Origin of the sequence: Kroppenstedtia guangzhouensis (assembly GCF_014637345.1) — a bacterium.
Taxonomy (GTDB): Bacteria; Bacillota; Bacilli; order Thermoactinomycetales; family DSM-45169; genus Kroppenstedtia; species Kroppenstedtia guangzhouensis.
On record NZ_BMEX01000008.1, the window covers coordinates 92,792 to 115,935 of the forward strand.

At 52.3% G+C, this 23,144-nt stretch carries 27 protein-coding genes, 1 pseudogene and 1 other annotated feature; of the genes and pseudogenes, 17 read left to right on the top strand and 11 right to left on the bottom strand.

Annotated elements, in window-relative coordinates; genetic code table 11:
- Window positions 1-171: 171 nt before the first annotated feature.
- Window positions 172-2,522: pseudogene (gene helD, locus IEV46_RS11820) on the bottom strand (RNA polymerase recycling motor HelD).
- Window positions 2,523-2,895: 373 nt separating this feature from the next.
- Between helD and IEV46_RS11825 the strand changes: the two are divergent.
- The 3 genes from IEV46_RS11825 to IEV46_RS11835 all read left to right on the top strand — a co-directional run bounded on the left by IEV46_RS11825 (window position 2,896) and on the right by IEV46_RS11835 (window position 5,022).
- Window positions 2,896-3,717 carry an NYN domain-containing protein gene (locus tag IEV46_RS11825; RefSeq protein WP_188432761.1) on the top strand — a complete coding sequence of 274 codons (822 nt, stop codon included), beginning with the start codon at window positions 2,896-2,898 and terminating at the stop codon, window positions 3,715-3,717.
- Between the two features lie 111 nt (window positions 3,718-3,828).
- A complete protein-coding gene (locus IEV46_RS11830; protein ID WP_188432762.1) occupies window positions 3,829-4,611 on the top strand; it encodes an SDR family oxidoreductase in 783 nt (260 codons plus the stop codon).
- 30 nt (window positions 4,612-4,641) lie between these two features.
- Window positions 4,642-5,022, top strand: a complete 381-nt coding sequence (locus IEV46_RS11835) for an Asp23/Gls24 family envelope stress response protein (RefSeq protein ID WP_229736076.1) — start codon at window positions 4,642-4,644, stop codon at window positions 5,020-5,022.
- Between the two features lie 42 nt (window positions 5,023-5,064).
- Here the strand turns inward: IEV46_RS11835 and IEV46_RS11840 are convergent, their stop codons facing one another.
- The 7 genes from IEV46_RS11840 to IEV46_RS11870 form a co-directional block, all read right to left on the bottom strand.
- Complete coding sequence (locus tag IEV46_RS11840) at window positions 5,065-5,403, bottom strand: YugN family protein (protein ID WP_188432764.1); 339 nt, start codon at window positions 5,401-5,403, stop codon at window positions 5,065-5,067.
- Window positions 5,404-5,516: 113 nt separating this feature from the next.
- The gene (locus IEV46_RS11845; RefSeq protein WP_188432765.1) at window positions 5,517-6,476 is read right to left on the bottom strand and encodes an ABC transporter permease; all 960 of its coding nucleotides are present in this window, start codon (window positions 6,474-6,476) and stop codon (window positions 5,517-5,519) included.
- Window positions 6,469-7,401, bottom strand: a complete 933-nt coding sequence (locus IEV46_RS11850) for an ABC transporter ATP-binding protein (protein ID WP_188432766.1) — start codon at window positions 7,399-7,401, stop codon at window positions 6,469-6,471. The genes IEV46_RS11845 and IEV46_RS11850 overlap by 8 nt, the downstream gene beginning before the upstream one ends.
- Window positions 7,402-7,415: 14 nt before the next feature.
- Window positions 7,416-8,120, bottom strand: a complete 705-nt coding sequence (locus tag IEV46_RS11855; RefSeq protein ID WP_188432767.1) for an ABC transporter ATP-binding protein — start codon at window positions 8,118-8,120, stop codon at window positions 7,416-7,418.
- On the bottom strand, window positions 8,117-8,503 hold the full coding sequence (locus IEV46_RS11860) for a GntR family transcriptional regulator (RefSeq protein WP_188432768.1): 387 nt from the start codon (window positions 8,501-8,503) through the stop codon (window positions 8,117-8,119). Before IEV46_RS11860 ends, IEV46_RS11855 begins: the two co-directional genes overlap by 4 nt.
- A 3-nt stretch (window positions 8,504-8,506) precedes the next feature.
- Entirely contained in the window at window positions 8,507-9,205 is a 699-nt protein-coding gene (locus IEV46_RS11865) for a hypothetical protein (RefSeq protein ID WP_188432769.1), read from the bottom strand.
- Between the two features lie 4 nt (window positions 9,206-9,209).
- Window positions 9,210-9,959: a hypothetical protein gene (locus IEV46_RS11870; protein ID WP_188432770.1), complete on the bottom strand. Its 750-nt coding sequence runs from the start codon at window positions 9,957-9,959 to the stop codon at window positions 9,210-9,212.
- A gap of 186 nt (window positions 9,960-10,145) precedes the next feature.
- Here IEV46_RS11870 and IEV46_RS11875 point away from each other — a divergent pair, with 186 nt between their 5' ends.
- The 6 genes from IEV46_RS11875 (at window position 10,146) to IEV46_RS11900 (ending at window position 14,513) form a co-directional block, all read left to right on the top strand.
- A complete protein-coding gene (locus IEV46_RS11875; protein ID WP_188432771.1) occupies window positions 10,146-10,574 on the top strand; it encodes a CBS domain-containing protein in 429 nt (142 codons plus the stop codon).
- A 69-nt stretch (window positions 10,575-10,643) separates the two neighbouring features.
- A complete protein-coding gene (locus IEV46_RS11880) occupies window positions 10,644-11,318 on the top strand; it encodes a DUF421 domain-containing protein (protein ID WP_188432772.1) in 675 nt (224 codons plus the stop codon).
- A gap of 92 nt (window positions 11,319-11,410) precedes the next feature.
- Window positions 11,411-11,806, top strand: coding sequence for a YhjD family protein (locus IEV46_RS11885; protein ID WP_188432773.1), 396 nt, complete (start codon window positions 11,411-11,413; stop codon window positions 11,804-11,806).
- Window positions 11,807-11,831: 25 nt separating this feature from the next.
- Window positions 11,832-12,026, top strand: a complete 195-nt coding sequence (locus IEV46_RS11890; protein ID WP_188432774.1) for an asparagine synthase — start codon at window positions 11,832-11,834, stop codon at window positions 12,024-12,026.
- A 95-nt stretch (window positions 12,027-12,121) separates the two neighbouring features.
- Entirely contained in the window at window positions 12,122-13,438 is a 1,317-nt protein-coding gene (locus tag IEV46_RS11895) for a short-chain fatty acid transporter (protein WP_188432775.1), read from the top strand.
- 424 nt (window positions 13,439-13,862) lie between these two features.
- Window positions 13,863-14,513, top strand: coding sequence for an SGNH/GDSL hydrolase family protein (locus IEV46_RS11900; RefSeq protein WP_188432776.1), 651 nt, complete (start codon window positions 13,863-13,865; stop codon window positions 14,511-14,513).
- 227 nt (window positions 14,514-14,740) lie between these two features.
- On the opposite strand, the gene IEV46_RS11905 is transcribed toward IEV46_RS11900, so the two are convergent.
- Window positions 14,741-15,184: a YhcN/YlaJ family sporulation lipoprotein gene (locus IEV46_RS11905; RefSeq protein WP_009709789.1), complete on the bottom strand. Its 444-nt coding sequence runs from the start codon at window positions 15,182-15,184 to the stop codon at window positions 14,741-14,743.
- 58 nt (window positions 15,185-15,242) lie between these two features.
- Here IEV46_RS11905 and IEV46_RS11910 point away from each other — a divergent pair, with 58 nt between their 5' ends.
- From IEV46_RS11910 to spoVAE, 5 genes are read left to right on the top strand one after another with little or no spacing between them, the layout of a single operon-like run.
- Window positions 15,243-15,446: a DUF1657 domain-containing protein gene (locus IEV46_RS11910; RefSeq protein ID WP_009709788.1), complete on the top strand. Its 204-nt coding sequence runs from the start codon at window positions 15,243-15,245 to the stop codon at window positions 15,444-15,446.
- Window positions 15,447-15,466: 20 nt separating this feature from the next.
- Window positions 15,467-16,324 (top strand): DUF421 domain-containing protein, encoded by an 858-nt coding sequence (locus tag IEV46_RS11915; RefSeq protein ID WP_188432777.1) that lies wholly within the window; start codon window positions 15,467-15,469, stop codon window positions 16,322-16,324.
- An 18-nt stretch (window positions 16,325-16,342) separates the two neighbouring features.
- Window positions 16,343-16,822 (top strand): stage V sporulation protein AC, encoded by a 480-nt coding sequence (gene spoVAC / locus IEV46_RS11920; protein WP_076523994.1) that lies wholly within the window; start codon window positions 16,343-16,345, stop codon window positions 16,820-16,822.
- Window positions 16,823-17,839, top strand: coding sequence for a stage V sporulation protein AD (spoVAD, locus tag IEV46_RS11925; protein WP_009709785.1), 1,017 nt, complete (start codon window positions 16,823-16,825; stop codon window positions 17,837-17,839).
- A complete protein-coding gene (gene spoVAE / locus IEV46_RS11930; protein ID WP_009709784.1) occupies window positions 17,836-18,186 on the top strand; it encodes a stage V sporulation protein AE in 351 nt (116 codons plus the stop codon). Before spoVAD ends, spoVAE begins: the two co-directional genes overlap by 4 nt.
- Window positions 18,187-18,235: 49 nt before the next feature.
- On the opposite strand, the gene IEV46_RS11935 is transcribed toward spoVAE, so the two are convergent.
- The gene (locus IEV46_RS11935; RefSeq protein ID WP_009709783.1) at window positions 18,236-18,439 is read right to left on the bottom strand and encodes a DUF1657 domain-containing protein; all 204 of its coding nucleotides are present in this window, start codon (window positions 18,437-18,439) and stop codon (window positions 18,236-18,238) included.
- Window positions 18,440-18,498: 59 nt separating this feature from the next.
- Complete coding sequence (locus IEV46_RS11940; RefSeq protein WP_188432778.1) at window positions 18,499-19,428, bottom strand: alpha/beta hydrolase; 930 nt, start codon at window positions 19,426-19,428, stop codon at window positions 18,499-18,501.
- 281 nt (window positions 19,429-19,709) lie between these two features.
- Window positions 19,710-19,964: a binding site (T-box leader), on the top strand.
- A 48-nt stretch (window positions 19,965-20,012) separates the two neighbouring features.
- On the opposite strand from IEV46_RS11940, the gene aroF reads away from it, so the two are divergent.
- From aroF to IEV46_RS11955, 3 genes are all read left to right on the top strand, one after another.
- A complete protein-coding gene (aroF, locus tag IEV46_RS11945) occupies window positions 20,013-21,032 on the top strand; it encodes a 3-deoxy-7-phosphoheptulonate synthase (protein ID WP_188432779.1) in 1,020 nt (339 codons plus the stop codon).
- Between the two features lie 334 nt (window positions 21,033-21,366).
- Window positions 21,367-21,534: a DUF2642 domain-containing protein gene (locus IEV46_RS18680; RefSeq protein WP_373284610.1), complete on the top strand. Its 168-nt coding sequence runs from the start codon at window positions 21,367-21,369 to the stop codon at window positions 21,532-21,534.
- A gap of 455 nt (window positions 21,535-21,989) precedes the next feature.
- The gene (locus IEV46_RS11955; RefSeq protein WP_188432781.1) at window positions 21,990-23,078 is read left to right on the top strand and encodes a S8 family peptidase; all 1,089 of its coding nucleotides are present in this window, start codon (window positions 21,990-21,992) and stop codon (window positions 23,076-23,078) included.
- Window positions 23,079-23,144 lie beyond the last annotated feature (66 nt).

A 23,144-nucleotide genomic window follows, 5' to 3' on the forward strand; every position in this document is an offset into this window, starting at 1 on the left:
ATGAGTGCTGGCCGGGTCGGTCGGGATTGGGTTTCACATGTCGTTTTCGTTGTTCTTACGATCCAAAATCACTCCATGTGAAACCCAACCCTCCCTGTGAACGGCTTTTTCACAACGCTTCCAGATCCCAATAGCGGGCAATGAGTTGATCAACACCCAGAGTATCGAGAATCAACGGTCGGCCCGATGCAATATGTCTGGTGAAATCTTGGATAGGAAGGGGCTGCCTTTCCCTGTCGTGTACAGATGCAGTTCATGCATGGCCCGGGTACAGGCGGTGTAGAAAAGTTTTCGTTCACTTTCCCGCCCATATTGTGAAGTGTCAAAGATGACAACGGCATCAAACTCCACTCCTTTGGCCAGATAGGAGGGGATGACGAGGGTACCCGCTTCGAAAGATGGGGTCTCTTTTTCAATCAGGCGGATCGGAAGTACCTGCCGAAGCTCCTCCCAGACTCTGCGGCTTTCGCCAGCGGTTTTACAGATTACGGCGATGGTTTGGTGACCGGCTCCCTGAAGCTCCCAGATCCCATCGACGACCTTTGCGATCAGCTCTTCAGCATCCGCCGCCTCTGTCAGGGTGGGGATCCCGCCTGGGCGGTTGAAGGGTTCAATTTTTTCGCCCCCGGGAAGCAACCGGCGTGTGAACTCGACGATCGGCCGGGTGGAGCGATAGCTTCGAGTCAGGGTAAAGGCTTCGCGCTCCTCCTCTCCGTAGAGAGCCGACAGCGATTCCAAGCCGGTGGTATCGGCGGTGTGAGCGTGAATCGCCTGATTGGTATCCCCCAGGACAGTCATTTTGCTGCGTGAAAACAGCTTTTTGACAAAAGCGAACTGAAAAGGAGACCAATCCTGCGCTTCATCGATAAACAGATGGCGGATGTCGGTGTTCCTCTGCAGGCCTTCTATCTGTTCCTTCAGGTACAGATAAGGAGCGGCATCCTCATAAGGCAACTCATTGCGATCCAATCGCTCCACCGTCTGTGCACAGATAGTCTGCAAATGCGGAGGAGGGTGGTCTCCGGCGTGGAGGTGGAAGATCAACCCAGGCTCTGTGAACAGTCTGCGGTAGATTCTGGGGAGGTCGATGAAACGTAACTGCTTGATGTGGTTGTAGAGGGGCTTAAAGTGCTGCTGAAGAACCCAGGTGACCAGCAACTCCTGCTCACGTTGGAAATCATCGAAGGTCTCTTCTGTAAATCTTTTTTCCCGTTGGAGCTTTTGGTGCACCTCATGGTAAGTGTCCGGATCCAACAGTTGGACCTCCTCTTCCACCCAAGGTTTTCCCCGTTCCAAACGCTCTTTCCTTTTCAATTCCGTAAGCAACCCATTCACCAGCAACTGGATCCGGTTGGGAATCGGCAGGGAAGGGGATCAAGGGCGTAAAAGCGTTCTGTGATGCGTCGGGAGGAAATGAGAATTTCACCTCTGAAACTCACATCCTTGAAGATCATGCTTTTCCGTCCGAGCATGACGAGGTATTGATCCAGAAGATGCATAAAATCGAGGGAAGCTTTCCAGCGGATCCCTTCCATTCTCGGTGTATATCCCGCTTCATCCAGGGCCGTCAGGGTGTATTCCATCTGCGTGAAGGAATCCTCCAGGCGAAAAACATCCCCCAGACGCGTCTGCAATAGGTCCTGAAACGTCGTCTGTTGCATGTTTTCTTCACCCAATTCGGGAAGAACCGTGGAGACATAGCTGTTAAACATCGGATTGGGGGAAAATAACAGGATCTGTTCCGCGCGCAGGGTTTCCCGGTGCCGGTAGAGAAGGTAAGCCACCCGTTGTAACGCGGCCGATGTTTTGCCGCTCCCCGCGGCTCCCTGCACCACCAGTAACCGGGGTCCCTCGTTGCGGATGATGCGGTTTTGCTCTTTCTGAATTGTGGCCACGATGCTTTTCATCTGTGCATCGGTCCGGTTGCCCAGCACCTCCTGCAATAATTCATCCCCGATGGTCACACCGGTGTCGAACAAGCTTTGGATCTGCCCGTTCCGGATGAGATACTGCCGCTTCAGCTTCATAGTTCCGGAAATGGTGCCTGCCGGAGTCTCATATCGTGCAGATCCTGGAGGATAGTCATAATACAGACTGGAGATCGGCGCACGCCAATCGTAGACGAGGAAATTTTCGTCCTCCGGATTGAGGAAGGAGGAGATACCGATATAGATTCGCTCAATTTCCGGGTCGCCTTCTTCCTTGAAATCGACGCGTCCAAACCAAGGGGATTCTTTGAGACGTTCCAGTGTCATCAGCTGGTTTTGCGCCTGCCGATGACACCGCTCCCGGTCTGATAACACCTCAGCTTGCTGCTTGATGCTGATCGCAGTTTCCGCCGCTTCACCGGGATCATCAATGTTCACCCTGACATCCTCCCAAAAATTGCGGCGGATTTTCATCATCTCTTTTTTCGACCGGGCGGCTTGTGAATGATCGGCGGCGATTTGGCGGTCGATTGCCCGGATCACCTGATTCACCCGCTGTTGTTCTTCCTGGTGCTCCTGTCTGGCATGCCCCATGAAATCCATACCTCCTGTTTCCCGGAGATTGTTGAGAGAGGATTGACAAATTCGGATGACTGTTGTATGATTAGTGTGGATGAGTTTAAATATATATGTAAACTGTATTTGGCGGTTTCTTTATTTTAATAGGGTTGATTGCTAAATTCAAGCTACTGTTTTGGAAAGGGATCGATCCAGGGATAGAAGTTCAAGGAAAAAAGAAATCGGAATAACCACCGGCTTCCAACAAAGGAAGCCGGTTTGTTGTGGGTTCGGATTTTTTCCATCGATCCCCTGTTGAACGGGGGGAGACAATTGCCAATGGACTTTCCTTTTGATGTAGAATAATACCTATATACTTTATACAACCGATTTCCGGGAGGATTATTTTATGGCAAAAGATAAATCGATCGCCGTTTGGATTGATTTGGAAAATGTATATTATGGATTGAAAAAATATCATATGAATCCGGATCACCCGGATCCGCAACATAACTTGTTTTTGCGTCTTCAGGAACATTACGGTCGTCATAAAATCCGGATGATGGAGGTGTACGGTGATTTTGAACAATTGGGCCCTGATATCTCCATAAACCAGCTTCTGAAGAAACATGTCCATATACATCACGTTCACGGGAACGGACGGGGAGAAGAGGAACGTAAGAATGCTGCGGATATCCAGTTGTGTCTGGATGCGATGGATGTGCTTCATACGGTGTCGGGAGTGGAGACCTTCGTTATTGTGAGTGCCGACCAGGATATGATTCCGCTGATGGACCGGTTGTGGTCCAGAGGAAAGAGAGTGGAACTTTTCTGTCTCCAGGATGAAAGTCTTTCCCGGGATGCCCACTTGGAGGCTTTCTGTGATGAGTTTTACAATCTGTTCGAATTTTTAAACATTGCTCAATTCCAAAACCTCTCCCATATGGATCGGCATCTTCATGGAGCGTTGATACAGATATATGAGTGGTACAAAGATGTCAATAATAAAGGGAAAAGTTATGGGAGTTCCTGGATCAAGAAAGATCTGGTCCGGAAACTGAATCTGTCCGATGAAGAGGCTGCTGAGCTTTTTTCCAGGCTGATTCACGGGGGCTACTTAATTCCCCATGAAGTGCATGTGGACGGAAACATCTACTATGGGTATCGGGTGAATCAGGATCATCCCCAGGTGCGTACCGTCATTCGGATCGCCGGTTACCGCATTGGATGAAATCGGTTGGGGGACCTGAATTTCCATGGTATAATAAACACAGAATTGTCCGGTAGAATGTGGGTTGTGAGTGAGAGGGTGGGTATAAGATACCGAAGGGAGCCGTCAACCATGGATCTTGGAATCAGGGGACAAGTGGCCCTCGTCACTGCCGGAAGTCGGGGACTGGGGCGGGCGGTGGCCTTGGAGTTGGCTCGGGAAGGAGCACGGGTGGCTTTGGCGGGCCGGGATCCAAAGGTCGCTGAACAGTCTGCCAAAGAGATCGCCGCCGAAACGGGCTCCGAGGTGGTCGGCTGGCGTTGTGATGTTTCCCGTGGAAAGGAAGTGCGGGAGCTTGTCAACCGGGTCGCTGACCGCTTCCAGAGGGTGGATTTGCTGGTTTGCAATGCCGGGGGGCCACCGGGGGGGACCTTTGATACTTTTGATGATGATGCCTGGCAAAAAGCTTTTGAAACCAATCTGTTGAGCGTGGTTCGTTTGGTTCGGGCCACTCTGCCCCATATGAAGGACGGGGGCAGGATTCTCACCATCGCCTCCTCTTCCGTCAAACAACCGATCCCCGGTTTGATCCTCTCCAATACGATGCGGGCGGGAGTGGCCGGACTGATGAAAACTTTATCAGGGGAGCTCGGTCCCCGGGGCATCCTGGTCAACACGCTGTGCCCGGGGCGAATCGCCACGGACCGGTTGAGAGAATTGGATCTGCAGAAAGCGGAAAGGGAAGGGCTATCGGAGGAATTCATCCAAAGGCAATCTCTTCAGGGAATTCCCCTCGGTCGCTATGGTAAGCCGGAGGAGTTCGCCCGCACCGCGGTCTTTCTTCTGTCCCGGGCCAACACATACGTCACCGGGACTTCGCTGATGGTGGACGGAGGAATGGTCCAGGCATTGTAACAGTTCGACACCAACATGGGAGGTAGTAACATGAAGGATCATGCTTCTGAAGGATCGATTCGCATCGCCGATGATGTGGTTGCTGTCATCGCCGGGTTGGCTGCCACCAAAACCAAAGGGGTGGCCAGCATGTCAGGGGGAATCACTGAAGGCTGGGCCAAGCGGGTCAGCGGCAAAAACGTCACCCGGGGTGTCTCCGTGGAAGTGGGACAGGTGGAGGCGGCGATCGATCTCCGGGTGATCGTGGAATACGGGGTGAAAATTCATGAAGTGGCCCGGGACTTGCAGGAAAATGTGAAGGAAGCCGTTGAAACCATGACCGGCCTGTCTGTGGTGGAGGTCAACATCAAAGTGGAAGGGGTGGACTTCCGGGAAGAGGTCCCTGTCGAGGAAGAGCGGGGAGTCCGCTAACAGCGCGAAAGGAGTCGGCGATTGCCGACTCCTTTTTTAACTTCAGGACAAATGCTCATTTAAGTAAGTGAGTGCCTGGTCAACCCGCCCCTGCAATTCTTCGGGGATGGAATCTTCCTCCAACCCGTGGGGGAAGATATGACGATAAAAAACCGGGTTTTCCAGTTTGACAACGGCCTGGGGTTTTTCCAGCCGCCCTTGTACCACATGAGCCCGGATCCGCAGGTAGTAGTCATTCTCTGCGGTAGAGAGCTTTAAATCAAAACTGGCTTTGGAATAATCCCAGGCGCCGCCGCGGATGAACCCCGCCTCGTTCATCGTTTTTTCCACTTCTCCAAAGGGTTTGGTGATGCCTTTCAGTCCCGCCTCTTCCAATACCATTCATTGATCCTCCCTGTTCCAGTCTCCGAAAAAGACTCGTTCCTCATCATGATAGTATGTCTTGCCCGGTTCCGCAATATGGGGTGGGTGACAGTTTGGGCACGTTTGCCGGTTTATGAAGCTACGTCCCGCTTTTTAAACACAATCCAGGAGATGACGTTGAAGATGAGGAAGTAAACGGCGAGAACGGTAATCGAAAAGGACATGGTCATGCCTTTGATCCAAGGTTGCCCTTCCAAATACAGACTTAAATCCGTGTTGGCAAACAGGATGTATTTGACCCACTCATAATCCTGCATAGACAGGATCGAAACAGCGTTGGTTCCCGCAAACATCAGGAAAATCGCCAGTCCGATCGCTAAGGAGCTGCTTCTAAACACCGTGGAGATCATAAAAGCGAAGGTAACCATCATCAGCAGGTTGACACATTCCAGTCCATACAAGCCGAGAACATGAAGCATCTGGTTTTTTTCGATCACCTTGCCATTGTCATAGGTCAGGTGGGGAGCATCCCATCCGCTGAAACCGAACAAAATGACGCCAAGCAACAGACTGAACAGGAACAGGAGAGCCAATAGGGCCAAGGCGAACAGTAGAGTGGACAGATATTTGGACAGCAGGATCTTGGAACGGCTGGCGGACCGGATTAAAAGGAGTTTGATCGTTCCCCAGGAAAACTCCCCGGCCACACTGGTCGCCCCGGTGATAATTGTAAACAGGGTGATCAAGCTGGTTACACTCGCCGTTTGGTACATATAGCCCCACAGGGTTTGCCCGTCCGGGACGATGTCATGATCGATCCGGTATTGGTTGATCTGGATGTTTTTTTCATAATGTTCCTTTGCACCGGGAGGGACGTCTTCACTCTGCAATATTTTCTGATCCTGCTTCACTTGTTTCTCCAGTTTTTGTTTCCAGTTGGGGCCCAGGTCATCATACCCGAAGACATTCTGTTTGACCAGGATCCCCAGAACTCCCGATGCCAACAACATCAGGCTGATCATGACCCAGGTTCCGATGCGGCGGAAAATCTTCATATTTTCGTTTTGCACCAGGCGGACAAAGTTAAACAATTTGCGTACCTCCCGTCAACTCAAGGAATTCATCCTCCAGGGTCCGGGTGGCGGGTCGGATGGAGAAGACCCGGACTCCCGCCTCCACCAACCGGGCATTCAGTATCGGGATCTCATCCCAGGTGGTTGTCACTTGGATCCCCTCCGGGGTTACTTCCAAGGGCCGGTTGTTCAAGGCCGGCTGCAAGCACTTCCTTGCCTGGGAGATGGGATCGACGGTGAACAAGACCATCTGTTGCTCTTGGGCTGCGCCGACGAACTTTCGGACCTGCTTCACGTCAATCAGTTTGCCGTGTTGAATAACGGCGATCCGATCACACATCTGCTCCATTTCGGACAGAATATGACTGGAAACCAGCACAGCGATATTTTCCTCCCGGGCCAGCCGGCGCAAATGCTCCCGGAATTCCCGGATCCCGGCGGGATCCAGCCCATTAGTGGGTTCGTCCAGGATCAGCAGGGAAGGAGAATGGAGCAGAGCCTGAGCCAGCCCCAACCGTTGGCGCATCCCGAGGGAATAGGTCTTGACTTTGTGATGGATGCGGTTCTCCAGTCCGACTTGTCGCACCACTTCGTCGATCCGTGTCTTGGGTACGCCCTGGGTCATACGCCAATAGTGGATGAGGTTTTGGTAACCGGTCAGAAACTTGTACATCTCCGGATTTTCCACGATTCCCCCCACATGAGAGAGGGCTTTTTCAAAGTTCTTTTTCAGATTGATACCGTTGATGAGGACTTCTCCTGCGGTGATGCCGATCAGGCCGACAATCATGCGGATGGTGGTCGTTTTGCCGGCGCCATTGGGGCCTAAGAAACCGAAGACTTCCCCCGGATCGACCTGGAGGGAGAGATTGTCCACAATCTTTTTTTTACCGATCACTTTGGTCAGGTGCCGAACCTCCAGGATCGGCTGTTTCTTTTCCATGTCCCATCCTCCTCTTATTTGCAGGCATGCCCGGCGTAAACCCGGGTCATCCATTCCGACAGGCTGAGTCTTTCATTGGAACGCAGTTCTTCCACATCGGCAAACTTGATGATTTCCCCATCCCGTAAGGCCACTACCTGATCCAGGAGGGACTCCACCTCGTTCACCTCATGGGTGGTGATGATGACGGTCTGTTTCGACAGGTCGACAAAGGAGATCAGTCCCTTGATGATGGAATCCCGGACGATGGGGTCCAGTCCGGAGAGGGGTTCATCCATCAGGATATAGGGAGCGTTACGGGAGAGGGTGACCACCAGCTTCACCCGGCCCCGGTTCCCCTTGGACAGGCTTTTCACCTTCGCTGTGGGTTCAAGTCTCATGAAATCGATCATCTCCCGGGCCCGTTCCCGGTCGAAGTCGGTAAATTGAGAAGCGCAGTAGTCGACGGTTTCCTGGACAGTGAAGATGGGATAGTAGGTTTCCAGTTCCGACAGGTAGGCCACCTTCCGGGCGATTCGGCGCTGGGCGGGCTCCCCGTCCACCAGCACCCGTCCTTTGCTGGGCCGTACGAGGCCGGCGATCAGTTTCAGCATCGTCGATTTTCCACTTCCGTTTTCTCCGATCACCCCGATGATTTTTCCCTCAGGCAGTTCCAGATCCACGTCCATCAGGGCGGTTTTGGTGAGATACCGTTTGCTTACATTTTCAAATCGGATCACGATTCACTCTCCCCCTCTGGCTGTTCATTCAGGTATTCTTCCAGGCCAATCATGATTTCCCGAGGGGAAAAACCCAACTCCCCCATTACTCGGACAAAAGCTTCGATCTGTTGCCGGCGCAGGTCCTCCCTCACTTTTTCCAGGCGGGAGCCGTCTTCAGTGATAAAGGTTCCCTGACCTCTTCTCGTTTCCACGATTCCCATCCTCTCCAATTCGCCGTAGGTTCGTTGCACCGTGTTGGGATTCACGTTGGACTGCATGGCCATCTCCCGCACCGACGGGAGTTTTTCACCGGGGGCCAACTCCTGGCGCAGGATGTGTCGTTGGATCCGGTCAGCCAATTGGAGGTAAATCGGACTGGATGTATTAAAGTCGTCTTTCATCCCTCACACCTCCGTTTTTTTGTCCAGCAGCCAAGCGGACAACAGGAAGAAGATCCAAATCAAAACAGCTGACAGGACTCCGTCTGACCAGGGGCCCGGCTCCAGAAAATTGAATTCCACATAGGTTTCATCGGGACTGATTTGAGTTTTCAATTCCATCAGGGGATTGTAGAAGAGGATGGCCACTACGTAGATGACTCCGCTCCATTTCCCGATCCATCGTTTCAGACTTTGCTGAATCGTCCAGAGCATCAGGAAAATAAAACCCAGGTTTAGTGAAGCGATGAAGATGGAGATTGCTGTATCCATCAGGGATTCCATCTCCACCTGTGTGGGTTTCTGCATCGCAGTTGAATGCTTCCAGATGAGAAAGGAGGGAACCACCAGGCTGAAACCAAGCGAAAGAATTTTGGCGATCAAGGCGTTTAGAACTTTGGATAACAGCAATTGCCAGGCAGGGCGGGGGGAATGGAGCCACAGATGCATTTGCTTTTTCTCCTGGTCAAGACTGGAAGCCAGAAAGAAGGGAAAGTACAGGATGTGAAAAAGGATGGAAGATGCACTTAAGATCAATTTGATTTCGAGGTCCGCCACCATCACCAGGGCAATAAGATCGATCGACAAGATGATCAGCAATCCCGTCAGCAACCAGGGTGCGGTCATTCGAAAATCTTTTTTAAATACGGCAAGCCAAGCGTTCATCTGTTCACACCTCCATCCGCTTCTCCAAAATCCACTGGGCCAAGAAGAAGAATGCGAAGGTCATTAAAAGGTCAGACAGGATTTCACCGGTGTAGACAGGTTCAAAACCGCGATTATCCCCTAGTAATTTCCATTCTGCAGAGGGGCCCCATTGGAAAAGAGAAGCATGGAGGGGACTGGTAACCCATTGAGTGAGCAGATAGAGAAAAGCGAGGGTTCCAACAGTGGTGATCACCCAGGACCACTTGCCCATGTAAGTGCGAAGCCACCGGTGGACGGACCAGACCGCCAACAAAAAGAAACCCAGATGGAAGGAAGTCCAGAGAATCGTCAACACGATCAGGCCCACATCAGACCAGAAAGCCGTCGGATCCAAGGTCGGGTTGTTCCCGAACAGATTCATTGGACCCAACACAAGATAGATCGGGTATAAGCCGCTGACTCCGAGAGAGAGGAGGGTGAAGGGGATTCCCACTACCAGTTTGGAAAGGATCAATTGCCAGGCAGGACAGGGGTTATAAAGCCACAGATGTATTTGCTTTCCCTCAAGCCATAAGCTGATAAAGAGGTAGACAGGAAAATAAATGAAATGTGCAAATACCAGCATGGAGCTGAATGCTAATCGTGTCCCCAGAAGTGATGCCCGAGAAAACCAGAGATCAAAAGCAATGATCAGCCCCAATCCCCCCAAAAACCAGGGAAGCGCCAGTCGGAAATCTTTGTTCAGCAGGCTGCGCCATGGGCTTACTGTCACCTTGATTCCTCCTTTGCGCTAGTTAGTGTCATTGTGTATTAGTTGCATAATACAGTGGTGTCCTAGGTGAATAGTACACTGTATCACTCGTTCTGTCAATCCTTTTTTGTGGGAAATGGGAGAATCAAGGGGAATGGAATTGCGGGAAACGGAAATGATAACCACAGAAAAGGAGGGAACTAGATCATGAGCCAATTACGCGAGATTATGACGCAAAATGTAGCGTCAGTCTCCCCGCAGGACAATGTTTACAAAGCTGCTTCCCTGATGAAACAACACAACATCGGTTCCGTGCCGGTGGTGGAAAACGGTCGGGTTCGCGGTATGGTGACCGATCGAGACCTGGTGCTGCGGGCCCTCGCCGAGCAGAAGAACGAGCAGGTGACAGTGGGGGAAGTGATGACCAACCAAGTGGTGACAGGTACTCCGGAGATGTCGGTGGATGAAGCCTCCAGCCTGATGGCCCAAAACCAGATTCGCCGTCTGCCCGTGGTGGAGAACAACCAACTGGTGGGTATGGTTTCCTTAGGTGACATGGCCGTCCGTCAGCCCCACGTCAATGAAGCGGGTCAGGCTCTGAGCAATATTTCTGAGCCCAGTTCTCCCCAGATGTAACTGCCCCCCTGAAAAGCCTGCCTGAATTCCGAGAGAGGCAGGCTTTTCAGTTGGAGAAGGTGAGTCTTTTTGCTGTTATATACGTTAAAAGTGGCACTCCTGTTTACCGTAGCGATCGCATCCCTGCGCCTGATGGGAAAATCCACACTGGCCCAGGTCACTCCCCATGATCTGATGGCGATTGTGATCATTGCTGCTCTGGCCACCAATCCAATTCTGGTGAATGAACTCAGCAAAACATTGTTGGCGATTGTTCTGGTGACTGCGATTCATATCCTATTTGCCAAGATGACCCTCTATAAACGGACCAATCATTGGATTTTGGGGGAACCGACGATCTTAGTCAAGCACGGAAAAATGATTCGGGAAAACCTGGCCAAGAGTGAAATGTCCGTCTCTGAGCTGTTGGCGACGATTCGCTCCAAAGGGTTTCCCGATATCCGGTATGTCCAGTATGCAATCCTGGAGCCCACCGGGAGCATCAGTGTTCTGCCCCAGGAAGATATGTACCCGGTCACTCCCAAAGAACTCGGCATACGGAAAACCTATCGCGGTATGGCTCTCTCCCTGGTGGTGGACGGTCATATTCAACAAAAGAATTTGGAACTGATCGGAAAAGGTGAAGATTGGCTGAGACGGAAGCTAAAAGAGCAAGGATACTCGGATATCAGGGGGATCCTTTATGCCGCTATGCAGGAAGGCGAAGAAGGAATCCATGTGGATCGGGGGGACGGTGGAAAGTGAGATCCGATTTCCCGAAAGTACCATGGATAGAGGAACGTTCGTTCTTATACAATGGATAGAAGAACAAACGTTCCGAACTGAGGTTTACGAGAATGGTGGATGAAAAGGAAATCGATCGTTTTTCCAATCTGACAAAAAAGATTGTGCTGTTGGATGTGTTGGAGCGAGCCCTGCAATGGGATCGCCGGTGGCTGAAACAATCCCCGTTGAAAACAGGCCGGGCTTGGATACGTTTATTACCCTCCACTCTGGAACAAATCCGGAGGGATCGGATGGCGGCGGAAAAGGAGCTTCACCGGTCAGGGGGGCGAATCCTGGAGGTTCGGCAGAGGGAGGATTGCCGGGAGGTGATCGCAGTGCATCGGGGATATCGCTACACCATGCGTTATCTGAACGGCTGGATTCGAAGCGAGTGCGATGATCTTTTGCTCTGTTTTTGGACGGGTAAAACTACCAGTGGGCAATCTCCCTCGAAAGAGACACATTAAGAAGAAAAGGGGGGAAGGCAAAGGCATGATGAGAAAAGGATTGATCACTCTGGTTCTGGGATTGGTGGTCACTCTGTTGGGAATGTGTGTCCTGTACAGACGGGAGCGCATGATCGGTGAACTCCGGGATCGGCAGATCAGGGGATGGGGAGTCTACGGTTTCGGGCTTGCCCATATTTTATTGGGCGGATTGGCCGCCGTGGTCGGGAGGTTTCGATAAGCGGACACTTTGTCCGCTTTTTTGTTTTTGGATATGGATATAAGATCTTTTGTTCCTATAAAATGAAAATTGGGTTTGTTTAAAATACGGAGGGGATGCGATTGTTCAGGGGAGTTGTTCATGCTTCAGTCCTGCTGGTGCAACGGTATTTGCCGGATCCCTTCATATTTGCCGTCCTGCTCACATTTGTTGTTTTTTTGGCCGGTTGGTGGGTGACACCGGCAGGCCCGTTGGAAATGGTTCAATACTGGGGAGAAGGATTTTGGGGACTGCTGGAGTTTTCCATGCAGATGGTGCTGATCCTGGTTACAGGATATGTGTTGGCCCGGGCAGATTGGATTCGACGAGTTCTTCAAGGGATCGCCGGAAGCGCCCGAACCCCGGGGCAAGCCATTGTGTTGACCACTCTGGTCTCGGCGCTGGCCAGTTGGTTGAATTGGGGGTTCGGGTTGGTGGTGGGGGCGCTGATTGCCAAAGAAGTGGCCAGAAAAGTTCCCAAGGTGGATTATCGTGTTCTTGTGGCGGGAGCATATACGGGGTTTATCGTTTGGCACGGGGGGATTTCCGGGTCCGTTCCCTTGAAAATAGCCACAGATGATTCCTTTGGAGTGATCGTGCCCACTTCAGAAACGATTTTTGCCCCCTTCAGCTTGATACCGGCTCTGATTCTGATCTTTACACTTCCATTTTTTATGTGGATGTTGCAACCCCGGCAAGAAGAACGCGTCACCGTGGATCAGGGCCTGTTGGAAGAAGAGAGCGCGATCTCCGCTGTCACCCGGACAGGGATCACCCCGGCGGAAAGATTGGAACAGAGTTCTTGGATCTCCTGGGTCACAGGGGGGATGGGCTTTCTCTACATCGGGATGCACCTTTGGAAGCAGGGGGGACAGTTGGATCTGAATATTGTGATTTTCCTGTTTTTGATTCTGGGTCTGATCCTGCATCAGACCCCTCGACGCTACCTATCCGCTCTGTCCGCAGCGGTCCGGGAGACTGGGGGAATCGTGATCCAGTTTCCCTTTTACGCCGGGATGATGGGGATGATTTCCATGTCCGGGTTAGGACAAGTGGTTTCCCAGTGGTTTATCGGAATTTCGACGGAAACCACTTTTCCCCTGTTCACCTTCCTCTCTGCAGGTTTTCTGAACATCTTTATTCCGTCGGGTGGCGGCCAGTGGGCGGTTCAGGGGCCGATTGTGTTGCCGGCAGGTGAGGCACTCGGGGTGAGTCCGGCCAAAACGGCGATGGCGGTGGCCTGGGGGGATGCCTGGACCAACCTGATCCAGCCCTTTTGGGCATTGCCCCTGTTGGCGATCGCCCGCTTGAGTGCCCGGGATATCATGGGTTATTGTCTGTTGGCACTGTTTTACTCCGGTATAGTGATCGGCTTAGGACTGTTGTTTCTTTGATGAAAAAGGGGGATTTCCCGTTCTTGGTGGGAGTCCCCCGATTCGGTTTGTCTTGATTATCCATATTTCGGGTGGATCGTACCTTTCAACGAACACTGTATCGATCATCACAGTTCGGGCGAGAAGGGTAGAGCTTTGATTCCCTTTGTATTCAGGAGAGCGCAAGTCTCTCCCGAGAGTCGCTTTGCGTTTTTTAAAAAGAGATAAAAGGGTTACACCGGATTGACTCCCAGCAACGGTTGGATCAGACACCTCTCCGATTGTGCGGCCGCCCGAGATTCAATGCCCCGTTTTCTGCAGTTCTCCGGAATAAAAGCAAGATCACAATCGAAACCTACAAACAGTGAATAAGGGTGAAGGGGTGAGCTCGGGTTGTCGGGGAAAACTTGATCAATTTCACTCTGAAGAAAAGGGGAATGACTGTATGGATCCGATCACCTATCTGGCTTTGGGTGATTCCCTGACCGAAGGGGTGGGTGCCGACGGGCCGGACAGCCATTTCGTAGCCCAACATTTTCAGGGATTGAAGTGTTCACGTGGGTGCCGGTTGATCAATCTGGGGGTCTCGGGTCTGACTTCGGATGAATTGTACCAACTGGTGGTGACACCGGCGATTCGCAAGCTGATTCCACGGGTTTCCCATATCACCATCACCACCGGGGGTTGTGATTTCATCGATTGGTTTGAATCCGGAGCCTCCATTTCCGGTTTGATGACCACGATGAAGAAGGTCCGGAGACAGATCAACCAGATTTTTCAATCTGTGCGGGAGTTGAATCCGGTCGCCAAGGTACAAGTGTTGGGCCTTTATCTGCCCTTGCCCGCTTACGAGCTGGGCTTCTCCCTGGCTTGCCGCACAGTGAAAAAAATGAATAAGGGATATGAACAACTCTGTTCAAAATACGGCATGGAGATGATCGATCCCTTCTCCGCTTTTTTGCACCGACAGGAATTCTTCGCCGATGAAGTTCATCCCAACCAACAAGGTTACGATGTACTGGCCCGGTTGTTCCATGACGGGACCGGCCCTGCCCCCGGGAATGCGGGGGATCAGGTGCCCTTTCTTGTGACCTAGAAGCTGTTGTGAAAAAGCCGTCATACCCGTAGGGCACAAGTCGTGCCCAGGGTCGCTTCGCTCCCCGACCGCCTTCAAAGGCAGTAAATGACAACTCTTCCAGTCCGAATAAAAAGAGGCCCTTTGGGGCCTCTTTTTATTTGGATGGGAAGCGGTGTGAATAAAAAATGGCGGATAGACCAATAAAGGATAGATGAAGGTCTCCGGCAAATGGCGACCAGAAGGTGTCAACCCTTCATATCCTCATTGATTTTGCGAAGCTTTTCCTGAGCCGATGTGGGGCTCAGAAGTGGATGCTCCCGCAGCTCTGCCTCCATTTTTTGCAGGGAGTCAAACAATTTGTGATCTGTGGTGACATGAACTTGATATTGGGGGTAGGTTTGCCGCAGCCGGTGAAAAACAGTTTTTCGGATGTCCCGCAGAAAGAGTCGGTTGAAATTCTCCACCTTCAAGCCGACGGAGAGATCTTTTTTGATAATCACCGCTGTGGCATCTTCCACCCTCCCGTCCTGGCGGGCCAGCTTTTTGGCAGCATCCATCCGTTGCAGATCGGTGGCTTGTTGTTGAGCCATGGGCAACGGTCCCGCAGGCTTCGGAGTTTCCTCAGCCTGCTGGTTACATCCGTTCAGTATCCATGCGGACAGGAAGAAGATCAAACCAATCTTTTTCATTTCACTATCCTCCTCAAAGCCTTGTCACCTGAATCAAAACCCGGTTGGAGGTTGAACGATGACCACTTATTCCAAAGTCAAGCAAACCTTTCTCGATCTGAAAAGCGCCAAGGCGACCCTTGAACAGTATGCCCTCATCGCCGGGGAAGAAAATGCCCGTTCCTTTCGGGAAATCGCCCGGAAGATGGAGCCCACTCTCCAACGTCTGGATCGACGGATCCGATCGATGGAATTTGAAGAACCCCAATACAGAGGTTCATAAGATAAAAAGGGGGATCCGCAATGCCTGTATGGTTGCAATTGATCTTGCGCACTCTGGGTGTCTTGCTCTTTTCGGCGGTCTGGTTGCGCCTGTTGGGAAGAAAGATGGCGGCGGGCATGGCCACCTTTGACCGGGTCTACCTGGTGGGATTCGGAGTGATCGCCGCCCTCCTCGCCTTAAACCAGATCCGGCCGCCGTTGTTGGGATGGCTTGCCTTGTTAACCTGGGGGCTGACAGGGATTGCCTACAGTTATCTTGCCCTGAAAAGCAAGTGGGTGCGGGATCTTGTTCACGGCAAGGAAGCTGTTGTGATCAAGCACGGAAAGGTGATGGAAGAGCAGTTGAAAACCGTTCGTTTCACCCCGGAGGATCTGTTGCAACAACTCCGGAAGCGCCAGATTTTCAACGTGGCCGACGTGGAATTCGCCGTCATGGAAGCCAACGGGGAGATCAGCGCACTGGTGAAATCAAACAGACAGCCCCTCACAGCCCAGCATTTGGGTGTGGAAACCGCTCCCGAGGTGGGCGTGCAGGCGGTGATCCTGGATGGAAACATTTTGGACGAGCCCTTGGCGACTTTGGGACTGAACCGTGGTTGGCTGGAGACGGAGCTGAAAAAAATCGGTGTCCAACCGGAGAATGTGTTTCTCGCCCAAGTGGATGCCATGGGAGAGCTGTATGTGGACCTGTTTGACGATGCCATCCAGGTGCCCAAGCCGACAACCCGGAAACTGCTGCTCACCACCCTGGAAAAAGCCCGTGCGGATCTGGAATCCTACTCCTTGGACACGGACAATCCCAAAGCGAAAAAAATGTATCAACAGTGTGCCCGGGAAATCGCATCCATTCTATATGATGCACGGCCGCTCCTGAAATAACCGTCGGAGGTGAGGAAGGTGTCCCAGAAGAAAAAGAAAAAATTGACACCTGTGCAACAGGAATATCAGGAATTTGTGAAAAAACGGGAGCCGAAACGCCCGCTCCTGCGGAACTGTTTCCGGGCCTTTCTGGTCGGGGGAACCATCTGTCTCCTGGGCCAGTTCATCTCCCGGTTTTATACACAGTTCTTTGACTTCACGGAAAAGACGGCGGGAGACCCCACCACGGCCACTTTGATCTTTTTGGCGGCTTTGTTTACGGGCTTGGGTGTCTACGACCATTTGGGCCAGTGGGCCGGGGCGGGCACTGCGATTCCGGTGACGGGTTTTGCCAACTCCATCGCTTCGGCGGCGATTGAACACCGCTCCGAAGGGTTTGTGCTCGGAGTCGGGGGCAATATGTTCAGGTTGGCCGGTTCCGTGATTGTGTTCGGAGTGTTTTCCGCTTTTCTCATTGCCATCCTGAAAGTCCTCTTTAAAGGGTTGGGAGGGATTTGAGTGATCCGAGGCCGTACCTGGGTTTTTTCAAACAGACCCAATATCGCCGCTTCTGCCACGGTCGGAGGTCCTTTTGAAGCAAAAGGCCCGCTGGCCGGCGATTTTGATCTGCTGCATGAGGATACATGGTTGGGACAGGACAGTTTTGAAAAAGCCGAAAAAAAGATGCTGGAACAGGCGTCGGAACGAGCAATCGACAAGGCCGGGATGCGGAAGGAAGACATCCAGTTTTTTCTGGCCGGTGATCTTTTGGACCAAGTGGTCACCAGCAGCTTCTCCGCCAGGACATTGTCAGTGCCTTATCTGGGGCTGTTCGGGGCCTGCTCCACCTCCATGGAGGGGTTGGCCCTGGGGGCCGTTTTGGTGGATGGGGGCTATGCGGAACGGGTGCTGGCGGGAACTGCCAGTCACAACTCCACAGCGGAAAAACAATTCCGTTATCCGACGGAATACGGCTCCCAAAAGCCCCCCACCGCTCAATGGACGGTGACCGGTGCGGGTGCGGCTGTGTTGACGGCGGAAAAAAAGAGCAATCTTCATGTGACAACCGCCACCGTCGGACGCGTGGTCGATATGGGGATTTCTGATCCCTTCAATATGGGAGCGGCGATGGCGCCGGCGGCGGTGGATACGATTGAAGCCCATTTCAGAGATCTGAAAAATCCCGATTACGATTTGATACTGACCGGAGATCTGGGGAGAATCGGTCACCGGACGGCCGCCGATTTGCTGGAAAAGCACGGCCTGAAACTTCCCAAAGACCGGTTTGGCGACTGTGGGCTCATGATATACGGGGAAGATCAGCCGGTACAGGCCGGGGCCAGCGGATGTGCCTCGTCGGCATGTGTCACCTACGGACACGTATTGAACCGGATGCGAAAAGGGGAATTGCGCAAGGTGTTGATCGTGGCAACCGGTGCATTGCACTCTCCGCTCAGTTACCAACAGAAGGAGAGCATCCCCTGTATAGCCCATGCCGTTTCCATCGAGGCGGAGGAAGGGGGCGATCCCTCATGAGCTATGTTTGGGCTTTTGTGGTGGGGGGAGCCATCTGTGTGATCGGGCAATTGATGATGGATGGACTGAAGCTTTCCCCCGCCCACACCACCAGTATTCTGGTGGTGGTGGGTGCCGTTCTGGGAGGGTTGGGATGGTATGAATCCTTGATTGACTTTGCCGGGGCGGGGGCCACCGTACCGATCACCAGTTTTGGGAATGCTTTGGTACACGGGGCGATGGCGGAAGCGGAGAGGCATGGTCTGGTCGGGGTGGTCACCGGTATTTTTGAAGTGACCAGTGCCGGGATCTCCTCGGCGATCATCTTTGGTTTTCTGATGGCCCTCCTCTTCAAACCCCGGGGGTGAGAAAAGGAAAAGAGCCGATCATTCAACAGATGGGCTCTTTTCCATTCCCTCACTGATTGTATTGAGGTTCTTCCTGCATGATTTGCTGTTCCCTGGTTTTCAATTCCTGTACGATGGAATCCATGTTTTGCGCCATCTGTTTGTACATCTGTTTTGCTTGCTGGTTGTTCGTGTCCAGGGAAAAAGTCCGCAGATTGGCGGCGACACCCTCTGCACTGGCAATTGTTTGTTGAATTTTTGTTCCGACAGTCACGGGATTTCCCTCCTCAGGTTGATTGGTACATCAGCTAGGATGCATCAGGCGGGGATAAACTATGTATCCGGAAACCGGATGGAGCCATGGTTCGTTCCCGCATCGGGTGTAAACCATTGCATCAAGGTCTGGATCACAGTAGAGGATTTTTCCGGGTGCAGCAAATTGTGACCCGCATCAGGGAGAAAAACACACTGCTTCTCTTCGACGGAAACACGATCCATAAACCGGCGCAGTTCCTCCGTCGGATTGTCTCCGCAGATACACAATGTGGGGATCTTCACTTTTTCAGCAGATTGACAAGCTATTTGTTTGTGATTTAAAAGCTCTTGCAACCAGCGGAAGGAATAGCGTAAAGCAATAAACGGGTCACTCAATTTATTTTTTACATCATACGTTACAATGGATCTCAATCGGGGGATCCGGTGGGCCACTTTCATCAGATTGTATGGATTGATGCTGAAACCGGGAAATGAAAAGCTGATGAAACGGATGAACCATCTTATCATGGAAGGGATGTGGAAACGTAAGGAAATGGCGGGGGCGGACAGAACGATTCGGTCGACTGGAGCCGGATACTCCTGAATATACCTTGTGACAATCAAGCCGCCCAGGCTGTGTCCAATCAGATAACAGCGGATCTCTCCGAATTTGCGGCGGAAATAGTGAATCAATTGATCCAGGTCATGGATATATTCCTCGAAACGTCTGACATGGCCGCATTTCCCGCCGGAACAGCCGAATCCCCGCAAATCAAAAGTGATGAAGGCGAAATCATGTTCGCAAAACAGGTGACCGAGGTGTTTGTAAATATCGATATGCTCTCCTGCACCATGAATCAACAGCACCATGATCTTGGGGTTTGCGGGTGACCATACACGATATCTGAGTTCAATTCCGTCTCTCGTTGAAAATCGGTTTTCAAAAGTGTTGACTGCAGACATGGTTCTCCCTTCCGTCACTGTCACCTGGACAACCTGATTTTCCAAAACAAAGAATCCATGTTCGGGACAGGGGGATTTAACTTGTATCGTTCATACTCTCGAATCAGCCATATCCTCAATTGATTACAAACGTATTGCCAAACCTTCCCGAGAGAGTTCATGATCGACAAACCCTTCATGAGATGACTTTCCCGTATTTTGTCCGGCTTCCTGTTTTTTAGTCATCCATAAAACAGCTCTTGGCAGGCCCCGGTTTGCCCAAAAACTGAAAACCCCCGTTGACAATCATCGGGGTCCATGTTAGAGTATCAACAACATTTTCATACTAAAACGCATTGAAGAGGAAAAGTAGACTGGCGGAACCTGATTCCAGAGAGCCGGTGGTCGCTGTAAACCGGTATCAGACCGTCAGTCGAATTACACCTTGGAGCTGACGGTTGAAGCCGGGGAGAGAATCCCCGGTGAACCCGGAACGGAATCCGCCGTTATACGGACGGGCACATGGCAACCATGTGTTCTGGAGAGGGATCCGCTTGGAGGATCCAAAAAGGGTGGTACCGCGAGAAATTCTCGTCCCTTACCGGGGCGGGGATTTATTTTTTTTTACAACAGAGAGGAGGTTTCAAGGCATGATTATCGTGTTGGAACCGGATGCCGGAAGTGCAGAAGTGGATCGGATCGTCAAGACATTGGAGGAAGAGGGGGTGAAGGTCCATTATTCCAAGGGAGTGGATAAGACTGTTCTCGGTCTGATCGGGGATAAGCAAATCTTGAGCCGGTTGTCGGTGGAACGTTTTTCCGGTGTGGAAAAGGTGATCCATGTCAGTGAACCGTTCAAGCTTGCGAGTCGTTCCTTCCACCCGGAACCGAGTCGAGTTCAGGTGGGAAATATCACGATTGGCGGGGGAGAACCCGTTGTGATTGCCGGCCCGTGTTCGGTGGAGAGCCGGGATCAAATTTTGGAAACCGCCAGGGCCGTGAAAGAGGCGGGGGCGGGTCTGTTGAGGGGAGGTGCATTCAAACCCCGCTCCTCTCCCTACTCTTTCCAAGGGCTGGGGGAAAAAGGCTTGAAGCTGTTGGCCGAGGCGAGAGAAGAAACCGGCCTCCCGGTCGTTTCTGAAGTGATGGATCCTGAGAATCTGGACATGGTGGCTGAATACGTGGATGTTCTGCAACTGGGCGCCCGGAATATGCAAAATTTCCATCTGTTGAAAAAGGTCGGCAGGACAGGCAAACCCGTCTTGTTAAAGCGGGGGTTGTCAGCCACGATTGAGGAATGGCTCATGTCTGCCGAATATATTCTCAATGAAGGCAATCCTCATGTCATCCTGTGTGAACGGGGCATCCGAACCTTTGAGACCTATACCCGCAACACGCTGGACCTTTCCGCTGTACCGGTGATTCAACACTTGAGCCATTTGCCGATCATGGTCGATCCCAGTCACGGCACGGGGAAATGGCGTTATATCGCCCCGATGTCCCGGGCGGCATTGGCAGCGGGAGCCGACGGATTGATGGTGGAAGTCCATCCTGATCCCCAAGCCGCTCTGTCTGATGGACCTCAGTCTCTCACGGTGGATAATTTCCGTTCCATGATGGGAGAGTTGAGCCGACCTGTCGCCCGGATCCATTCCGGGAGCGGAACTTGAAAGAAGACGGGCCAGGTTCCGAACTCCGGGCTCCTGCATAGGGTATAAGGTGAAGAATCGATTGGGGGTGAATGTTTTGAATGTCTACCACGACCCAATGGTCCCCCGCGACCGATTCCCAACATGGTACGGATCGCCACTGATACCCGAATATGCGCCAATGCAGGGGCCCATGTTTGGCCAGCCTGTTCCATCCCAACCCCTACCGCCGGAATCCACTGAATTTACGCCCCTCCCCCCGGAATCCAGGCCTGTGATCGGCCGCGGACGGAAAATAAGTCCTTTCAGAGGTCTTCTCGGAAAAAGAAGGAGAGGCTACCTTCTCGCTCAACAAATGCAACGTTTGATGGGGCAAAGAGTCCAAGTTGCCACCTTTTCCGGAAAGCTGGATGGTGAGGTCGCCGGTGTCTACCCAGATAATTTCCTGGTGACAAAGGAGGGGCAAAGGTATTATATTCGTTGGGATGCCATTGCTTACGTGACCCCGGTGGAAGAGTTGTAGATGACCATTTGCTAAAAAAACATCCGCATGCCCTTCTGTCGATAGACGGTCATGCGGATGTTTGATTGTCGCAGATTGTGGCTCCAAAGGTCTCGCTATGCACTCAGGGGAGCACAAGTCTCGCCAAGGTCGCTTTCGCTCCCGGGTCTGGCTATACGCTTTTTGCAAGAGATTGGAGATGGTCATACCAGGCCTGATTTTCAGCGGTGGTTTGCTCAGATATCCCTGAAAGCGTTGTTAAAAACTATGTCACAGGGAGGGTTTGGTTTGCATTGAAGTGATTTTGGATCGTAAGAACAACGAAAAGGTCATGTGAAACCAACCCTCCCTGTGAACGGCTTTTTCACAATGCTTCTAGTAATCTTCCAATAGAAGAGTTTTTGGGCAGAGAACTTCCATCCTCGCACAAACCGCTGTGGACGTCACCTCATATCTTGCATATGAGGTGATATTTCATGCAATCCAAGGAGTATGCGCATTATACCTTTCTCACAAAAAAGCGCTCTGTTGTGGATCGAATCCGACAATCCGGCGGACGCATTCGGTATGTCAGCCGCCACAGCGGATTGATTGCGGCCCGCATTCCGAAGGCTGAGGCAATGCGCATTCTGAAGGGGCCCGATGTTCTTCTTTCTGAGGAAGAATGCCGGATTGCTCTTCCCAAACCGAAAGTGACCCAGGTTCTTACCCGGAAACAATATGTGCAACAAATCCGTGCCGCAGGGCAGACCCTCACCTGGAACATCCGGCGGGTCTGGGGAGGCCCTCCTCTTTCCAGTGCCGGCAAGAAGGTTCGGGTGGGAGTAATCGATTCGGGAATTGACCTGAATCACCCGGATCTGGTATCCAACATCAGAGGAGGCGTCAATTTTGTCGTTCCGGGCCGCCCTCCAAAGGACGGAAATGGTCACGGCACCCATGTGGCAGGACTGATCGCGGCTCGCAACAATGGAATCGGAGTCGTGGGGGTAGCTCCTTCCGCCAGTCTCTATGCCATTAAAGTGCTGGATGATCAAGGCTTTGGTTCGGTTACGGATTTGATTCGGGGGATTGACTGGGGAATTGACCACGGGATGCATATCCTCAACTTGAGCCTCAGCCTCTCCGGCCAAGCTCCCGCCGCCCTGACCCATGCGGTCCAGGCAGCGGCCCGGAAGGGCGTCTTGGTGATTACGGCGGCGGGAAATGGAGGCAATGCCCAAGGGACGGGAGACAGCGTGGAAATACCTGCCCGCCTCTCTTCCACCCTCGCCGTGGCCGCTCTCGACCGTCAGAATCGTCGTGCTTCCTTTTCCGCGACGGGACCGTCCCTGAATCTGGCTGCACCTGGAGTGGACGTTCTTAGCACCTACAAGGATGATCATTATGCGATATTGAGTGGGACGTCCATGGCCGCTCCCCATGTCTCAGGAGTTGCAGCTTTTTTCAAACAGAGAGGGGGGACTGCTTCCGCTGTCCGCCGTCAACTTCTCGGGAGGGTGATCCACCTTGGTTCCCGCTGGTGGTTTGGGGCGGGTCTGGTTCAGGTGAAGGCGGGGAAATGATACCGGTCCCCACATTAAAAGGTCTTTCTGTGATTTTGCCTGCCTCCGGGCGGTTTTTTGAGATAA

What these genes read in the sequence shown, in the direction of transcription:
- IEV46_RS11840 (WP_188432764.1), bottom strand. Translation starts at nt 5,403, where the DNA reads ATGGTATTGGAAGAGGCGGGACTGAAAGGCATCACCAAACCCTTTGGA.
- IEV46_RS11835 (WP_229736076.1), top strand. Translation starts at nt 4,642, where the DNA reads ATGAAGGATCATGCTTCTGAAGGATCGATTCGCATCGCCGATGATGTG.
- IEV46_RS11890 (WP_188432774.1), top strand. Translation starts at nt 11,832, where the DNA reads ATGATGAGAAAAGGATTGATCACTCTGGTTCTGGGATTGGTGGTCACT.
- IEV46_RS11905 (WP_009709789.1), bottom strand. Translation starts at nt 15,184, where the DNA reads ATGAAAAAGATTGGTTTGATCTTCTTCCTGTCCGCATGGATACTGAAC.
- IEV46_RS11825 (WP_188432761.1), top strand. Translation starts at nt 2,896, where the DNA reads ATGGCAAAAGATAAATCGATCGCCGTTTGGATTGATTTGGAAAATGTA.
- IEV46_RS11860 (WP_188432768.1), bottom strand. Translation starts at nt 8,503, where the DNA reads ATGAAAGACGACTTTAATACATCCAGTCCGATTTACCTCCAATTGGCT.
- IEV46_RS11865 (WP_188432769.1), bottom strand. Translation starts at nt 9,205, where the DNA reads ATGAACGCTTGGCTTGCCGTATTTAAAAAAGATTTTCGAATGACCGCA.
- IEV46_RS11885 (WP_188432773.1), top strand. Translation starts at nt 11,411, where the DNA reads ATGGTGGATGAAAAGGAAATCGATCGTTTTTCCAATCTGACAAAAAAG.
- IEV46_RS11955 (WP_188432781.1), top strand. Translation starts at nt 21,990, where the DNA reads ATGCAATCCAAGGAGTATGCGCATTATACCTTTCTCACAAAAAAGCGC.
- IEV46_RS11875 (WP_188432771.1), top strand. Translation starts at nt 10,146, where the DNA reads ATGAGCCAATTACGCGAGATTATGACGCAAAATGTAGCGTCAGTCTCC.
- IEV46_RS11895 (WP_188432775.1), top strand. Translation starts at nt 12,122, where the DNA reads ATGCGATTGTTCAGGGGAGTTGTTCATGCTTCAGTCCTGCTGGTGCAA.
- spoVAE (WP_009709784.1), top strand. Translation starts at nt 17,836, where the DNA reads ATGAGCTATGTTTGGGCTTTTGTGGTGGGGGGAGCCATCTGTGTGATC.
- IEV46_RS11910 (WP_009709788.1), top strand. Translation starts at nt 15,243, where the DNA reads ATGACCACTTATTCCAAAGTCAAGCAAACCTTTCTCGATCTGAAAAGC.
- IEV46_RS11830 (WP_188432762.1), top strand. Translation starts at nt 3,829, where the DNA reads ATGGATCTTGGAATCAGGGGACAAGTGGCCCTCGTCACTGCCGGAAGT.
- IEV46_RS11915 (WP_188432777.1), top strand. Translation starts at nt 15,467, where the DNA reads ATGCCTGTATGGTTGCAATTGATCTTGCGCACTCTGGGTGTCTTGCTC.
- IEV46_RS11900 (WP_188432776.1), top strand. Translation starts at nt 13,863, where the DNA reads ATGGATCCGATCACCTATCTGGCTTTGGGTGATTCCCTGACCGAAGGG.
- IEV46_RS11850 (WP_188432766.1), bottom strand. Translation starts at nt 7,401, where the DNA reads ATGGAAAAGAAACAGCCGATCCTGGAGGTTCGGCACCTGACCAAAGTG.
- aroF (WP_188432779.1), top strand. Translation starts at nt 20,013, where the DNA reads ATGATTATCGTGTTGGAACCGGATGCCGGAAGTGCAGAAGTGGATCGG.
- IEV46_RS18680 (WP_373284610.1), top strand. Translation starts at nt 21,367, where the DNA reads ATGCAACGTTTGATGGGGCAAAGAGTCCAAGTTGCCACCTTTTCCGGA.